Raw genomic sequence first — 16066 nt, 5'->3', positions numbered from 1 at the left:
GATCCCAGTGACCAACCTTCAGCACCATGTCTTCTACGTGACCGACCTGGAGCGCTCGAAGGCTTTCTATATCAAGCTTTTCGATCTGCAGTTCTCCGCTCTCAACCACCCGGACAGCAGCGCAGCAATGCGCCTGTCGCAGCAGGAAATGCACTTCTTCTCCTTCGGCTTCCACCATCACGACATCTGTCTGGTGAAGCATCACAAGCTGAAGATGGACAACAATTCCATGCTGCACTTCGCGTTAGCGGTAAGGGACGCAGAGGCATTCGACGATGTCAGGCGCCGCGCAGGAGAGATGGACCTGTCGATCCGCGAAGGGCGCATGCTTGCCTCTGCGCGCCCTGTCTCGCGTGCTTTTTGCGTCCAGGACCCAGACAAGCACTGGATTGAGATTATTGAGGAGCCCAGCAGATGAGCAACACCGTTTTCGTTCCCCCGAACGTCCTGCCGCCATTCAAACTACGCTTCGCCGGCCTCCTGAAGCGGAAATGGTTTCGCGAGATGGTGCTGCTGTGGCCGACACTGACCAAGCGGCGTTTCTCCAACAAGACGGAAGACTACGGCGTCTTCAGGCCTTCGCTCGTTTCCCACATTGGGCAGCTCTCGATTTATGTGCGCGACATCGCGCGAAGCCGGGCCTGGTACGAGAAAGTTGCCGGCATGATCCACAGCCGCACCTGCGAGCCCGAACCGCATCCCTCCAAGGAAGGGTGGCGCATTCGCTGCTGCTACATGAGTGCCACCGACCACGAGGATTGCCTCGTGCTCATCGAGGAATACGACCCCTCCGGTAGGATCACGGTGCCTTCGGGCATGAGCTTCTTCCACTTCGCACTCGAGGTGAAAGGAAACCGGCTGGAGGATGTCCTGGCCTTTGCCAAGCAACAGCAGGCCGACGGCTTCCAGTTGAACTACGGTCCAGTCCGCCACAACAGCGAACCGCCTTTGGGCGATGGCGAAACCGGTGGCAACGTCGCCTGCTATCTCTACGACCCCGACTGGCACAATGTCGAGTTTTGCGGCGCGATGGACACAATCGAGAACTATCGCGCGCGATACGGGGACCTCAAGGGCAAGGACCGCGCTTGACGCCTTGCTCCGACCTTCAAAAGGCGCGCTGGGCGGAGATTCGAGCCGCTTTCGATGCGGCCCTTCCAAAGAAAGGAAATGAAATGGTAGTGAGAGTGGCCCGATTTACGATCGGCGGCGAACCGTTATGGGGGATTTTGGACGGAGACGAGATTGCGCCGCTCGGGGGCACCTTCGTCTCAACCGCCGACATCCTGCGCCTTACTCCTGCAGAACTCAAAGCGAGGGCAGGCGCTGAGCGGTTCGCGATCAGCTCAGCAAACATTCTGAGCCCCGTCACAGCGCCGGCGCAGATCGTCTGCCAGGGTCTGAACTACGCGGATCACGCCGATCAATCGGGGCATGCGCCACGTCAGAAGAACCTGTTCTTCATGAAGGCCGCCTCATCGCTATCCGGAGCATTCGACCCGGTGATCCGACCCGCCGGGTGTCAGATGCTCGACTATGAAGTGGAACTCGGGCTTGTCCTGAAGCGACCTTTGAATGCGGGCGATCGCGTCACCCGAGAGACCCTCGGCGATTTCATCGGCGGCCTAGTGTTGTGCAACGACGTTTCCGCCCGCGACATCATGTTCGGCGAAGCCTTCTTGCAGTGGTTCCGTGGCAAGAGCGCCCGTACGTTCTGCCCCTGCGGACCCTGGCTGGTCATTCCGGAACCGGAAGAGGTAGCGGATCTGCTCGACAGGATTGAGATCCGCCTCTGGCTGAACGACGAACTTCGACAGTCGGCCCACACCCGCGACCTCCTCTTTCGCCCGGAAACCTGCCTCAACGACATTGCGTCCCTGATGGACCTGTGGGCGGGTGATCTCGTCCTGACCGGGACGCCGGGCGGCGTGATCCTGCAAGCGAATGCCGCTCTGGCCCAGATCGTGACGACTAAGCTCTTCAAGGATTCCGAGCGGAAGGATGCGATTGTCCAGGAAGCAACCGCGCACACACGCTACCTCGCGCCTGGCGACATTATGCGCGCCGAAATGCGTACCGACGACAGCGCCGTCGATTTTGGCAGGCAGTTGCTCGAAATCGTTGACGCGTGATGTCGGCGGGACCAGGACGCGCACGCCATCCCTGCCCGCATCAGCCTGATCTCCGGAGATTGAAGGAGTCGAGGTTCGCCTCCTGATCTAGCCCATTAGCCGGCGCCTTGGAGGCAATGCGCGGGGTCCGCAGCAGGTGAGAACTGTCCATTTCCTTGGGCTTTACAGAAAGCGAGTTGTCTCGGAGGAGGGAGACCCGCATGAAAACTATTAGGTTGGTGACCGGACTTTTCAGCTATCTTTTCGTGACACCTGCGGTCGCAGGAGGATTCGATGTTCTGGGGCAGCCGAATGACGTCCTTTTCGAGCCAGGACGCTACATCGAGTTCGGGCTAGGTTTTGCCAGTCCGAGCGTGGAGGGACAGATCACTGCCGTCGGTCCCCCGTTTGCTTCGGGCGACACGGCGCCCACGCTTCCATTTTACACTGGCGCCTTCAAGGCTGATATCAACGAGCAATTCTCGGGAGCGGTCATTGTAGATAATCCCTACGGGCGCACGCTCGAGTACAATAGCGGACCGCTGTCCGGGCTGACGGGAGAAGTCGAGTCATTCGCCGTCACAGGCTTGCTGCGCTACAAGCTGACGGATCGTTTCAGCATTTTCGGCGGCCCAAGGCTTCAGCGTCTCGGCGGCAATACCGATATCTCAGTCTTTGCAGGCGGCGTGCCAGCCGGCTTCGCCAACGTCGAATTTGAGGACACATGGGCGGCGGGCTACGTGGTCGGGGGTGCCTTTGAAATCCCGGAGGCCCATGTTCGGGTCGCAGTCACCTATAATTCGGCAATCGACTACGATCTCGACACTTCCGGTGCTTACGTCGGGACGACAAGCGTCGAGACCCCCCAATCGGTCAACATCGATCTTCAGGCCCCGATCAGTCCTTCGACGCTGCTATTCGCGACGGTTCGCTGGGCCGAATGGAGCGAAACCACAATCAGTCCGCCGGGTTATCCTCTAGGCTCGCTGACCCACTTCAACGATACGACAACCTACAGGCTCGGCGCAGTGCAGGTGTTCAACGAGAATTGGGCGGGATTCACGGCTCTGACCTACGAGCCAGAAACCGACATATCGGCTGACGCGCCAATCGACGCAACAGACGGTCTATGGGGGGCAACGCTCGGTGCGATCTACACGAAAGACAAAGTGAAAGTGACGACCGCTGTCTCGTATTACCAGTTCGGTGACGCGTCGGGTTCATTCGGAGACTTCACGGACAATGATGTAGTCAGCGCCGCCGTCAAGGTGGGGTATTCGTTTTGACCGGACTTCCGGAAGCGCCTCGACTGCCAAACTTTGCAGTTGCTCGGGAGTGATTTCCGGCAGGTTGCCATGCCGCATAGCGCCCGGACGACCATGTCCGGCGCCCAGACAGCACCAGACATGAATGGAGAAAACTATGCAGAAGCAATTCGCCCCGAAGGTGTGGCGTTGGAACCGCCCGAATGGTGCGCACCATGCAGAAGCGATCGGCATGGCGGAGACCGCTACCGGTCACGAGGCTATGAGCACCACAGACAAAAACGACCGCAACTGTGGTCACAGCCGTCACTCAGCACCATCCCGACGAATTTCCGCACTCCACCCGACGCCGACGGATCGAACCGGAAAGGTCGACCCATAGCCGACTGTCAGATGGTGAGGCGGCCAGGTCCGCATCCGGCTGGTCTGCGAGCATAGTCCGACTGGCCGAGAGCCTTTTGGATAAAGCGGATCTGCTCGCGCAGGGCCGCTTCAGTGTCTTCGCCGCGTTGAACGCAGTGCTCGATCAAAATCGGATGGAGGAACGGGATGAACGCGGTATTGACGGCACGCGCCGCTTCGGCGGGATCTTCGATCTTGCATGCGCCCATTCCGATGCCCTCGCGAATGATTGCCTCGAAGATCGTCACCAATTGCTCGATGTGCGAGTTGATGACTGGCCAGTTCTCCTGCATGGCGGCGACTAAAAGGTCGTGCAGGCGCTTTTCCTTGAGGAGAGTCATCTTGCAGTGGCGGTGAATGGCGGTCAGGAGCTTCTCGAGTTTCTCCAGGGGCGGCGCGTTGCTGCTTGCGATCGTAAAGGCGACCTCAGCGATACCGTTCAAGACCCGCCTGCAGATGGACTCCTTGATCGCGTTCCTGGAGGGAAAGAAACGGTAGACGTTCGCCCGGCTCATGCCGAGTTCGGAGGCGATATCGGCCACCGACGTCTTACCGTAGCCGATGCGGCGAAAGTATTCCTCCGCCACCTCCAGGATGCGAGCGCGCACCTCGTCGGAATCGGTTCCCTTCGGACCGGATGAACCATGGAAGTCTCCAGCACGATTGAACCGGATCTGCCGCGCTTGATCATCTGCAAGCGGCAAGATCGTTTGGCTCCGACGCGCTGCTTCTGGCCACCAACAGTGAGGCCGTAAGGGTCGTTCTGCTCCCTGCGGCCGGTGTAGCGCGGTCGCTGGCTGGGCGAGCCGGGTCCGCTGATAGCGAATTCCTCTTGCGATGCACTGCACTGTGCAGTATACCGTATCTGCACTCGATAGTGCAAATGCAGTCGTGAAGAGGAATTGAACATGGAAGTTTGCAATGGTTCGAAGGGGGCGGTTCGGAAAGCCCCACGCGGTTCGGATGGCCATCGCCAGTCTCGCAGCCTTGCGACAAGGGAGCGCATCCTTGTCGCAGCCGCGACGACACGTGCGGCGGAAGCCCGCAGCGCACCAGTCTCGCCGGGTTCGTCGCCGCGGTGGCCGGCGCTGATGACTTCGGTCTTGCGAAATGCCGTTCAGGCCGCCGCGTTCGGCGTCGTTGTGGGATTCGCCGCGTTGCCGATAGCGCGAGCAGAGGAACCGGCTCCGCCGTTCAAACCGGCGATCAGCGATGAAGTCGCCACCGCCGTCTCGCAGATGGGCAAGACGCTCCTGGCGAAAAACCAGTCGATTACGGCGAGAACCATCAGGGTCTACTTGGACCAATCCGGACAGCCGCTCCACATCTTTCATGAGATGAAGATCGTCATGCGCCGTCCTAACCGAATCGCGATCGTGTCCACCGGCGATGACGGCAAGCACAATCTATTCTACGACGGCAAGGCGGCTTCAATCTTCCTACCCGACAGCAAGGAGTACGCCGTGATTGCCGCATCGGGTGACATACCGTCCGCGCTCAATTCGGTGCTGGACAAGATCGAGGTCGATTTTCCACTCAGCGGCTTTCTTACTGACTCTCCGGACAAAACGTTGCTTAGCGATGCTATCGCCGCTTGGCAGGTTGGGACGGCCAACATCGACGGCGTCGAGTGCCGCCATCTGTTTTTCCATCAGAAATCTGGCATCGATCTGGAATTATGGGTCGAGAAGAATAGCGCGGCCACACCGCATCGCCTCATCGCTACCTACCGGCGGCTCCCGGGCCAACCCAGTCTTGTTGCGGAATTCACGAACTGGAGCACCCAAGCCCGTCCGTCCGACTCCGAATTCGCCTTCCGACCTCCTGCAGGGGCGAAAAAGATCAAGTTGACTCCGGCCGTTGCGCCGGAAACCAAGAGGAGCAAGTGATGAACCATCTGAAACGGACTTTCGTTGCTCTTCTCGCAATGACGGTTGCAGGATCGGGCGTTGCCTTCGGCCAATTTGCGCCGCCGGGCGGCCCGCCGCGCCTGCCGATGGGCGGACCGCCGCGCCTGCAAATGGGCGGCATGCCGCGTCCACCGCTGGCCAGCCAAGCCCGCCCGCCGGTGAGCGCACGAAACCGTCTGCCGGTGAAACGCCCGACCCATGCGCCAAACGTCGGTGGCGCAAAGCGGCGATTGGCGGAAGGGCCTGGCCGCGGAGGGAATAACTTCGGAAATATCCGCAACACGCTGGACTCGGGCGGTAACATCAACGGGAACCGCACCTTCGCGAATTCCGGGGGCAATATCGCAGGCAATATCGCCGCCAAGGACTCGGGCAATGTGACTGTGAATAATTCCGGCGATGTCAAAGTCTCTGGTAACGGCAACGGATACTTTGGCCGTGGATACTATGGCCGCGGCAGCTATGGTGGCGGCGACTATGGCGATTTTGTCAGCGGCGATTATGGCAGCGGAGATTATAGCTATGGCCGTGGCTACTATCGCCGCGCGGCCTACGCCCTTGGCGGATATGCAGTCGGAGTAACCACCGGTGCCGCGATCGCCTCGAGTGGAAACGGGAGCGGCAGTGGGAACACATATTATTACAACACATCAGGGTCTGAGTCTGGGTCTGGCTCTATCTCCTCTCGCTCCAGTTACTCGAGTTCGTCCTCTTCTGGTTCGTCTGGCGGGACATCTTCGAGTGCGTCCTACGCGACCTCTTCGGGGTCTACCGGCGGAGCCTATTCGGCTTCCTCTGACGCGACTTATGCGGGCTCCTATAATCGAGGCCAGGCCGGCCCGTCCGCTGGTGCTGGGAACGGAGGCTCGAACCAGGGGCACGGCAGCGCGAACCCCCCATCTGTGAACCTGATGATGGTGGGCCTGTTTGAGAGCCTGCCACCGGATGGCACGATATGGACCACGGAAGCTGCAGTCGCTTGGCTTCAGGCTGCCGCCGCCAATTTGCGGATCGCATACAAGGTCCCGGGAAACATCTCCGTCACGGGCGAATATCCGCCGCCTGATTAAAACAGCGGTTACGGCGGGAATTAGAGCCGGTTAAAAAATGGCGACGCTGGAGGTTCCGTATGGTGGACCGGATCGGTCGGGCGACCTGTCCGGTCCTTGTGTTGCACTACACCATGCAGTACATGGAGTGGCGCACTCATGGGTGCAATGGGGGTGATTATGGATGACAGCAGAGCTTCAAATGGGGCCAGCCCAAAAGGCCGGCATGGCGGCTCACGGGAGGCGATCATCGAGGCGGCCGGGCGGCTGTTCCTGGAACGGGGCTTCGGTTCCGTCAGCATGGACGACCTGGCCAAGGCCGCCGGCGTGGCGCGGCGAACGCTCTACAACCAGTTCGCAACGAAGGAGGACATCTTCCGGGAGATGCTCCGCAGGGTGTCGGGACAGCTCGAGGATGCGCTTCCGCCCGGCCTCGAACCACACGGCGACGTCGAGGACGTTCTCCGTGTCATCGCGCACGCGATTCTGGAGCTGCACAGGCACCCGGAATACTGCGGCTTTCTTCGGATGGTGGTGGCCGACTCCCGTCAGTTTCCGTGGATCGCCGAGGAGTTTGCCGCGGTCATGGAGCCTCAGACCGAGAGGCTCGTGCGCTATCTCACCGATCTCGCCGCGCTGGGTGTCCTGGACTGCCGCAACCCGGTGCTTGCGGCTCATCAGTTCATGGGGATGCTGAACGAGCTATCTCTGTGGCCCTGGATGATCGGTCGCGAAAGCCTCCCCTTCGCGACCGAGGACGTGGTTGAAGAGACGATCCGGATGTTTTTGCAGCGGTATCGACGAATCTAATCGAAGCGGCACGGTATTGCCGACGCAGGCTAACGAGTGCGGTTGCTGCAGCGGTCCAGTCGTGATCGACATGGTTACATTCGTTTGAACGCGCCCCTTCGCCCGGCTTGAGTTTGCGAAGCGCAACTCATCAGCTTGCCCTCCGATGAACACCAAGAGCGAGCAGGCCGGGAGCGAGCAATCGAATCCAATCCTACGTCATTCAGGCACCGGAGGTCCTATCCACGCGCCTGCCGGTATAGTGGGAATTCTGTTTGCCAGTCCGTCGAGCATGCCTTGCAAAACGCTCTCGCTCAGTTCGTCGGTATTTTCGCTGGGGCCGACCAGTCGGTCCACCAGTAGCAAAGTCAGGCCATGTATCTGCGACCATAAAATTAGGATGGCACCATCGATCTTGCGTTCGTTTTGCGCGATGTTCGGAATGGAGAGCCCAAGAGCGCCTTCGCTTATCGCGTCCACCATGAGCGCTCTCATTTTCTCAGCAGCATCCCGTTCGATGGCAGGGCGGCCATTATCCTGACCGGTAAGATAGCCGCCGAACATCAATCTGTAGAGTGCGGGATTGCTGACGCCGTCGCGAACGTAAGCGCGCGCCATAGCTGCTAAACGCTCGCGTGGACTAAAGAGATCCTGCGTTGCATCGGTCATTCGCTTCGCGAGGCGCTCGAATCCCACCGCCGAGACCGCCGCCAACAACTCACGCTTGTCAGCGAAGTGTTTGTACGGAGCGTTATGACTGACGCCCGCTCGACGCGCGAGCTCGCGAAGCGAGAACTCTGTGCTTTGGGATTCGCTCAGGACCTCGAGTGCGGCACTTACGATGGCCCTGTGCAGGTCACCGTGGTGGTAGGGGCGTTGCTCTGCAGTGGAATTGGCTTTGGTCATGACTATCCATTTAGGGTTGAATGTTGCCCGCGTCAACATTTTGCCATCTAAGTGACTATCCATGTTGACATCGCCCACTTTGACACCTAAGTGGGCGTTGTCAACATCGGGCAAGGCCCGTTACGCACATCAGATTGGAGACTTCAGATGGACCATGAAAACCGCAGCTTGGCAGAACTGTCCGAACCCAACACGAGCGCGGGCGCGTGGGGATTGCGGTACCCGGGATTAGTCATGGGCAATGGCGGCAAGAACGAGGTCAAGGAGTTCACCGGCATGTGGGCCCTCCAGCCCGACGCCGACCTGGTAGCGCTCACGGATACACTGAGCCGCGAGATCCCTGTCTGGGGAGGGCCTGGAAAGACGTTCTCCGAGGCGACGACGATGCTGGGCTTGATCCGGACAGCGCGCTGGTTCGTTGCCAGGACCCAGGACTTCGGCGGTTATACCCTTTTCTTCATTTCTCAGTTCGACGGCACGTTGGAAAAGTACTTCGACGACTTCGTTCTCAATGGAAAGGAGAATCTGACGAAGATCTGGGGCCAGTGCGTGGGTTGCCCGACCGGCCCGGATGCGACCGCACGTGACATCGTAGAATACATCGCACGCGGTCAGATCAAGACCCTGGCCTGCTACGACGTTGCTCCGAGCCTCAGCATTGGCCAGATCTACAAGGCCGCCGACTGGTACGAGAAGACACTGAAGTTCCAGCGTGCGGTCGCTAAGGGCGACGGCAATCTCGACGATGCCGTGGATGCCTTCTTCCACGAACTGGCGCAGCCGTACGAGCCCGTGCTGAGTGGCGCGATGATCGACACGGATGTGGCCCATCAGTGGCAGTACGAGGATGTTGCCGAACGCCTCAGCAAGTGAGGCAGGCGAAGTTGGTGCCGCCTGACGTTCCGGTGGATGGATCGGCCATTGGCTTTCAGCCTGGGATCGATCTCATCTGCCGCTGATCGCGGTGAATTTTTGCGACAAGGATAACGAATATGCCAGCTCTCGGTTCTCAACGGGGCTTAACGTCTGCTGACCTGAAGGCTAACCTGCACGACATCCAGGACAACATCGTGGCGCCTATTCTAATGCGCTACGGGCGTCACATTTTCCTTACGTTCAACGGCGGCGCAAAAGCCCGCGCATGGCTGCGCAACATGTTCCAGCGCGTCAATGCCCACGAAAAGGAACATGGGACACGATTCACGGTCAATATTGGCTTTACCTACCAGGGGCTAAAGGCGCTCGGACTTTCTGAGCGAGCGCTGAACAGCTTCCCGGAGGCGTTCCGGGCCGGCGCCCGGGGTCGTGCGAACGCGGTGGGTGATGTCGGGCCGCACGCGCCGGAACATTGGGAGGGCGGACTGGGCGGCCCCGACATTCATGCTATGGCGTTGCTGCGAACCGATTCCGACGAAGGTCGCGAAGAGGCGACCCGGATCCTTGAAGCGGAATTCGAGGCCACTGGTGGGGTCGAAATCCGGTTCATTCAAGACACGATGGCGCTTGCGCATGAGAGCGGGATCGGATCAGAGGGCGAGCATTTCGGGTTCGCCGATCCGATCTCCCAACCGCCGATCGAAGGAGCGGACACGCCTTCTTATCCTGGCGATGGCGTACTGGAGAGCGATGGCACCTGGCGCCCGCTGAAACCGGGAGAGTTCCTGCTCGGCTACGAGGACGAGGTCGGGCCTGGCGGCACGCAGATGCCCGAACCATTCGAACTGCGGGTGAACGGAACATTCGTCGTGTTCCGCAAGCTCTATCAAGACGTGGCAGCATTTCGCCGTTACCTGGCAACAGCCGCACAATCCCTCTATGGCAGCGACGATCAGCATCACCGAGATCTCGTGGCGGCCAAAATGATGGGTCGGTGGCCCAGCGGTTGCCCCGTCGACCTGTCGCCCGAAAGGGACGATCCAGAAATCGCGGCCGACCCCGACCGGCGCAACAACTTCACCTATGAAGGCGACGACCGGGGGCTGCGGTGCCCGCTCGGTTCTCACCTGCGCCGCAGCAACCCGCGCGCCACTCCGTTGAAACGGGCAACTGCGGTACGGCGGCACCGGTTGCTCCGGCGCGGCGTCGAATATGGTCCACATCTTAGGGATGGCGCGCTCGAGGACGATGGCATCGATCGCGGCCTCATCAATCTTTTCGTACAGGCCGACATCGAACGGCAGTTCGAATTCGTCCAGGCCGAATGGATGAAAGGCGGCGAATTCCTGGGACTCGATCCAAGCGAGCAAGACCCCATCAATGGTGTCGGGGGCGAAGGCTCGCAAATGTCAGTTCCCGGTGCCAGGCGACCGTTCCTCTTCGACCTGCCGACCTTCGTCACTGTGAAAGGCGGCGAGTACCTGTTCGTGCCCGGGCTGAATGCGCTCAAGGGCATCGTCGAACAAAAATTCTGAACTGGCGAAAAGAGGCGAACTCAATGTCAGACCATTTCAGCGGCCCCGCGGTGATGGACGATCCCGCAGTGGACATCACCGATTTCTATGCCTTTCCCAGCCCGGAGCGCCCGGGGAATCTCGTCCTGATCATGAATGCGTTTCCCATGGCAACGGCGCAGGCCTTCTTCAGTGATGTCGTCACCTACCGTTTCCGGCTGCGGCCGCTCACCCGGTCGGCCGGCAGCTTCGTGCACGGCCCGGCCGAACATACGATCGATGTCCGTTTCGATGATGTCCCGGAAGGGACTTCGGTTCAGAAAGGGACCGTCGTCACCTCGGACGGGCGCGAGACAGGCTTCGTCACCGGCGAACCGTTGGAACTGGATGGCACGCGCGTCTTCGCGGGACTGGTCAGCGACCCGTTTTTCATGGATGTCGAGGCGACTATCCGGACCGATATGTCAGGCAAACTGTCCTTCGGGAAGGAAGGTACCAACACCGTTCAGCTTCGCGACGTGTTGACGATCGTCGTCGAGGTGCCGATTGCCTCGATCCGCGAACGCTTCAATGGCATCACACTGGTTGCTGCCATTGCGGAGACCCTTGTCACGCGCCGCGGCAAGCCGATCCGGCTCGAACGTGTCGGCCGGCCGGAAATCAAGAACGTCTTGCTGGCGAACGCGACACGCGATCCCAAGGGCGTTGAACTTCGCGATCTTTACAACAGGGAGGATGCCTTTGCCCTCTCCAGGGCATATCGGCCGCTCTACGAGTCGCGCGCTGAGGCAACGCTTGCGTTCTTCGACGGTCTCGATGGTGAGGTTGCATGGGCGCCAGGCACAGATGGGCGCCATCCGCTGCGCGACCTGCTGATGGGGGACTACTTGATCCTGGACCTCGCGCATTCCTTCGCGCCGGGCAATTTCCTGGAGATCGAACGGGCAGCGCTTGAGAACCGTCCGCACGAGAGCGCCGGCGGTCGCTGGCTCGACGACGACATCCTGGACGAGATGCTCACGCTCTACGTGAATGGCGGGCGGGGCCAGCGACTGGGCGACGGGGTCGACGGTCCGACCCAGCCGGCCAGCCGGGTCTTTCCTTACGTGCGCAAAGCTAACGAGCGGGCCGATCTTCCCGTGCCCGCATTTGTGGAGAAGTGAACATGGACAGATTGAAAGGGAACAGCGCGGTCGTGACCGGCTCCGCATCCGGCATCGGCAAAGACTGGTTCCTGCAATATCCGGTGATGTCGACACTGAGGCCCAGCTACCCGCGCGGGCCCTGGCACTACAAGGACATGCACCAACTCGTCGTCACTTACGAGAGTACCGCGGAAGCCGTGCGCGCGGTTGTTCCAAGACCTCTCGAACCCGCCGAGGGCAACCGCGTCACAATAGAGTGGCGGCACATGACCGATGTCAGCGGATTCGGCCCGTACACCGAGGTCGGTCATTCGGTCGCTTGCACCTTCGAGGGCAAGCCGGTCATCTACGTCTTCCAGGCATTTCTCAACAGCGAGTCACCAACGCTCGCCGGCCGGGAGATCCTCGGCTTCCCAAAGCGGCACGGCGAGCCTGAGCTGAAGACGGTGCGCGAGGTGCTGACGGGCAGCCTGTCTTATGGTGGCGTGCAGGTGGCTCTTGCGACGATGCCGTACCGCGCGGTCGATTTGTCGGATCGCCTGGCGGAGATAGAGCAGGAGCTGCAGACGACCCAACTCGTGCTCAAGCTGCTTCCCGACGTCGACAATCACACACCGAAGGTCGCACAGCTCGTCCGGGTCAATCTCTACGATGTCCGGTTGAAGGGCGCTTGGGGCGGGCCGGCAGACCTGTTCACGATCCCGCATGTCGGCTGCCCGATCGCGGCGCTTCCGGTCGTGCGCGTGCTGGAGGGCCGACAGCATCTCTGGGACATGACGCTTTGCGACGGTCAAGTGGTGCACGACTACCTTGAAGCCGAGCGCCGTTAGCTTCGGCCAGAAATTCCAACTTCGCGAGTGGAGGTCTCTCCACCGCCATTACTGGAGAGAAAAACATGGACATGCTGAAGGGCAAGGGAGCCTTGGTGACCGGCGCTGCATCCGGCATCGGCAAGGCGATCGCGACGGCATTTATCGGTGCCGGTGCGAGCGTGTTGCTCTGTGATCTCAATGCGAAAGCGCTTGACGATGCCAGCCGCGAGCTAGGTGATCGCGCGAGTGGCCGCGTCATCGACGTTTCAGACGAGGACCAGGTCGAGGACGCGCTGCGCGCCGCACGCGACACTTTCGGATCGCTGGACATCGTCGTCAATTGTGCGGGATTTGGCGTAATCACGCCGCTTACCGAACTGTCCGCCGACAAGTGGAGATCGGTTCAGGCCGTGACGCTCGGCGGGGTCTTCTTCGGCGTCAAGCACGGCGCAAGGATCATGATTGAGCAAGGAAGACCAGGTGTCATCATCAACATCTCATCGGTGAACGCACGGCAGGCCGGCGAGGGTCAGGTGGCTTACTGCGCAGCGAAGGCCGGGGTGGACATGATCACGCGCTGCGGTGCCTTGGAACTCGGCAGTCGAGGTATTCGCGTCGTAGGCATCGCGCCAGGCCTGGTGGAAACGCCTTTGACAAGAAAAGAGCTGGAAGATCCAGCCATGCGCGAGCTCTTCCTGGGCGTGATCCCAATGAGACGTGCGGTTGTGGCGGAAGAAATTGCCGAGGCTGCCGTCTTCCTCGCGTCGGACAGGGCGAGATCGATCAACGGCGACACGATTGCGATCGACGGCGGTTCGTTGACGCGCGGTTATCCGGCCCTGTTGACCGGTCTCCAGGGTGGCGTCTGATGATGATCGATCCCCGGCGTTACACAAGCGGGCGAATCGCTCTTGTCAATCTGTCGGCATCGATCAACAGTTTGGAGGGCGGCCGTGTCAAAGGCGCGAATTTCGAAAGCTTACTGAAACTGTCGAAGCTCCTGTTTCTTCGCGGTGACGTGCTTGGTCGTATCGTGGACCATGACCGGGCGGAGATGATCGCGACCGAGGCCGTTGAGCTGTCGCGCGGCTCCGCCAAAGCGCTCCTTGTTCACGCCCAGATCGCTGGACGGTTCCACCGCTTCGATCAAGCGAAGGCGCTGCTTGATGAAGCGCTCGCGGCCGGCTGTTCAGAGCCGGAACCGGAAATTGACGTCGAACGGGCAGCGATACTGCAGGCGACGGGACAATATAAAGAGGCGCGGGTCCTGCGTGAGAGACTCGCAAAGAGCGATCCCCGGATCGATACCTTCGGAGGCCTCGCGACGCTGCTCGCGGAAATGGATGAGTGGAGCGCGGCGGAAACCTTCTATACGGCGGCGCTCGGTGCCGACAATGGCGTGTCGCCTTTTCCGTGCGGGCAACTGCTCTTCGAATGGGGAGTGAGCGCTATGCGTCGCGGCGATCTGGATCGCGCGGACGCGGCCTTCGCTGAGCTCGGCGCGATCCTACCAGCGCACGTCCCGGGGTGGGGACATCGTGCCGAGGTGGCGCTCGCGCGCGGAGAGTTGGACGTGGCGGAAGCCCTCATCGCACCTCTGGTTGAAACATCCGACGACCCCGAGTATCGCGCAACTTACGCGGAAATCCTCGCCGAGCTCGGCGACGCCAAGGCGGCCGCCATGCAAGCCGAACTTGCGGCAGAAGCGTATGAACGGTTGCTGGCGTGTCGACCCGAGGCGTACGCCGACCACGCGGCCGTCTTCTTCATGGGGATCGGCAAACAGCCGAAGCGTGCGGTCGAACTGGCGCTGGCCAATCTTGAACTCCGCGACACTCCGCGATCGCGCAAGCTGCTTACCAGGGCGCAACACGGCGCGCAGGGAGCCGCGCTGCTCCACGAGGCGGCCCCATGAACACTGCTTCGGCAAACAAGAAGTCTTGCAGCAAAGTGGTTGTCATCGGCGCTGGTTTCGCCGGAATGGCCGTCGTTCGTGCATTGCGCAGCAGCGATGCCGAGATCACCCTTGTCGACCGCAACAATCATCATCTCTTTCAACCCTTCCTCTTTCAGGTCGCCACGTCGATTCTGGAGCCTGCGGAGATTGCCGCACCTATCCGTTCGCTTGTGCGCGAGATGCCTAACGTCCGGGTGGAACTGCGCGAGGCGACGCGTATCGATTTATCCCGCCGGACCGTCGTCATGAACGAAGGAAGCGATCTGGCCTACGACATCCTCGTGGTCGCAACGGGTGCGCAAACAAGTTATTTCGGGCACGAGTCGGAATGGGCCCAACATGCGCTTGGATTGAAGTCGCTCGGTGACGCCATCACCGCCAGGAATAAGCTTCTGAAGGCGTTCGAGCGCGCAGAAATGGAGTCGGATCCCAAGAAGCAGGCGCGCGACATGACCGTAGTCGTCGTGGGAGGCGGGCCAACCGGCGTCGCAATTACCGGCACGATCAGCGAGTTTACCCGAAGGACACTGGCATCCGACTTTCGAAATATTGACCTCCGCCAGGCACGCATCGTGCTGGTTCAGTCTGGACCGAGATTGCTGCCCGCATTTAGCGAACGCCATTCGGCCTACGCGGCCAGCGCGCTGCAACGTCAAGGAGTTGAGGTAAGACTAGGTGCGCCCGTCACCCATGTTGACGCGACTGGCGTTACAGTTGGCGATGAACGCATCGAGGCTGCGACCGTGTTATGGTGCACCGGCGTTCAGGGGGTACCGGTAGCGCGCACACTTGGCGGGCACGTAAAACCGAACGGAACCGTAGCAGTCCAGAACGATTTTTCAGTGCCCGGTCATCCCGAGTGTTTTGTTGTCGGGGATGCAGCCCATGCCATCGGACCTGATGGCCGACCCGTGCCAGGCCTCGCATCGATTGCGCAGCAGCAGGGCCGGTACGTCGGCAAGCTGATCTCTGCACGCCTCGCAAACCGCGCCCTTCCCAATCGTTACGAGACGTTCACGCCAAGCAAGGTGGCAACCATCTCTCGGCATGTCGGTGTTGCGGAATTTCGCGGCCGTTCAATCATCGGCTTTCCTGCCTGGTTGATGTGGGGGCTGCTGCATCTTCGCGCCTTGACCGGTGGTGGCCACGCGAAGCTCTCCATCCTGGCAAATTGGCTCCGTCTTCTGGTTACCTATCGTCGCAGTGGACGGCTGATTGTCGAGCCATCCGAGCTTGCAACTCACCAAGAGGGGCACGCTCAGAAAGGTCCTGACGACACCACGACCCGGGTCTCACGGCGCGCCGTGCTTCGCAATTGATGACATCTGGA

General features: G+C 60.6%; 16 protein-coding genes. 14 read left to right on the top strand and 2 right to left on the bottom strand.

The annotated features are described in order from the left end of the window. Positions 1 to 7 precede the first annotated feature (7 nt). The 4 genes from RB548_RS01975 (at position 8) to RB548_RS01960 (ending at position 3397) form a co-directional block, all read left to right on the top strand. Positions 8 to 418, top strand: a complete 411-nt coding sequence (locus tag RB548_RS01975; RefSeq protein WP_331373389.1) for a VOC family protein — start codon at positions 8 to 10, stop codon at positions 416 to 418. After that, complete coding sequence (locus tag RB548_RS01970) at positions 415 to 1092, top strand: VOC family protein (protein ID WP_331373388.1); 678 nt, start codon at positions 415 to 417, stop codon at positions 1090 to 1092. The genes RB548_RS01975 and RB548_RS01970 overlap by 4 nt, the downstream gene beginning before the upstream one ends. A gap of 83 nt (positions 1093 to 1175) precedes the next feature. Beyond that, positions 1176 to 2132 (top strand): fumarylacetoacetate hydrolase family protein, encoded by a 957-nt coding sequence (locus RB548_RS01965; RefSeq protein WP_331373387.1) that lies wholly within the window; start codon positions 1176 to 1178, stop codon positions 2130 to 2132. Positions 2133 to 2332: 200 nt separating this feature from the next. Continuing rightward, entirely contained in the window at positions 2333 to 3397 is a 1065-nt protein-coding gene (locus RB548_RS01960) for an OmpP1/FadL family transporter (RefSeq protein ID WP_331373386.1), read from the top strand. A gap of 368 nt (positions 3398 to 3765) precedes the next feature. On the opposite strand, the gene RB548_RS01955 is transcribed toward RB548_RS01960, so the two are convergent. Then, positions 3766 to 4482: a TetR/AcrR family transcriptional regulator gene (locus RB548_RS01955; protein ID WP_408642392.1), complete on the bottom strand. Its 717-nt coding sequence runs from the start codon at positions 4480 to 4482 to the stop codon at positions 3766 to 3768. Between the two features lie 387 nt (positions 4483 to 4869). Here RB548_RS01955 and RB548_RS01950 point away from each other — a divergent pair, with 387 nt between their 5' ends. From RB548_RS01950 to RB548_RS01940, 3 genes are all read left to right on the top strand, one after another. Continuing rightward, positions 4870 to 5667 carry a DUF2092 domain-containing protein gene (locus tag RB548_RS01950; protein WP_331373385.1) on the top strand — a complete coding sequence of 266 codons (798 nt, stop codon included), beginning with the start codon at positions 4870 to 4872 and terminating at the stop codon, positions 5665 to 5667. Next, entirely contained in the window at positions 5667 to 6758 is a 1092-nt protein-coding gene (locus RB548_RS01945) for a hypothetical protein (protein ID WP_331373384.1), read from the top strand. Before RB548_RS01950 ends, RB548_RS01945 begins: the two co-directional genes overlap by 1 nt. Before the next feature lie 138 nt (positions 6759 to 6896). Continuing rightward, positions 6897 to 7547, top strand: a complete 651-nt coding sequence (locus tag RB548_RS01940) for a TetR/AcrR family transcriptional regulator (RefSeq protein ID WP_331373383.1) — start codon at positions 6897 to 6899, stop codon at positions 7545 to 7547. Between the two features lie 198 nt (positions 7548 to 7745). On the opposite strand, the gene RB548_RS01935 is transcribed toward RB548_RS01940, so the two are convergent. Further along, positions 7746 to 8432, bottom strand: coding sequence for a TetR/AcrR family transcriptional regulator (locus RB548_RS01935; protein ID WP_331375048.1), 687 nt, complete (start codon positions 8430 to 8432; stop codon positions 7746 to 7748). A 147-nt stretch (positions 8433 to 8579) separates the two neighbouring features. Between RB548_RS01935 and RB548_RS01930 the strand changes: the two genes are divergently transcribed. From RB548_RS01930 to RB548_RS01900, 7 genes are all read left to right on the top strand, one after another. Beyond that, positions 8580 to 9305, top strand: a complete 726-nt coding sequence (locus RB548_RS01930) for a hypothetical protein (RefSeq protein WP_331373382.1) — start codon at positions 8580 to 8582, stop codon at positions 9303 to 9305. A 119-nt stretch (positions 9306 to 9424) separates the two neighbouring features. Beyond that, complete coding sequence (locus tag RB548_RS01925) at positions 9425 to 10843, top strand: Dyp-type peroxidase (protein WP_331373381.1); 1419 nt, start codon at positions 9425 to 9427, stop codon at positions 10841 to 10843. Between the two features lie 23 nt (positions 10844 to 10866). Beyond that, positions 10867 to 11985: a DUF4331 family protein gene (locus tag RB548_RS01920; protein ID WP_331373380.1), complete on the top strand. Its 1119-nt coding sequence runs from the start codon at positions 10867 to 10869 to the stop codon at positions 11983 to 11985. Between the two features lie 2 nt (positions 11986 to 11987). Next, positions 11988 to 12797, top strand: a complete 810-nt coding sequence (locus tag RB548_RS01915; protein ID WP_331373379.1) for an acetoacetate decarboxylase — start codon at positions 11988 to 11990, stop codon at positions 12795 to 12797. Between the two features lie 65 nt (positions 12798 to 12862). Next, positions 12863 to 13648, top strand: a complete 786-nt coding sequence (locus tag RB548_RS01910; RefSeq protein ID WP_331373378.1) for an SDR family NAD(P)-dependent oxidoreductase — start codon at positions 12863 to 12865, stop codon at positions 13646 to 13648. A 185-nt stretch (positions 13649 to 13833) separates the two neighbouring features. After that, positions 13834 to 14694: a tetratricopeptide repeat protein gene (locus tag RB548_RS01905; protein WP_331373377.1), complete on the top strand. Its 861-nt coding sequence runs from the start codon at positions 13834 to 13836 to the stop codon at positions 14692 to 14694. Between the two features lie 35 nt (positions 14695 to 14729). Next, positions 14730 to 16055: an NAD(P)/FAD-dependent oxidoreductase gene (locus tag RB548_RS01900; RefSeq protein WP_331373376.1), complete on the top strand. Its 1326-nt coding sequence runs from the start codon at positions 14730 to 14732 to the stop codon at positions 16053 to 16055. The last annotated feature ends 11 nt before the right edge of the window (positions 16056 to 16066 follow it).

It is taken from the genome of Sinorhizobium chiapasense, assembly GCF_036488675.1.
Lineage (GTDB): Bacteria > Pseudomonadota > Alphaproteobacteria > Rhizobiales > Rhizobiaceae > Sinorhizobium > Sinorhizobium chiapasense.
The sequence above is the reverse complement of the archived record's forward strand: the minus strand, read 5'-3'. Positions and strand labels throughout refer to the sequence as shown.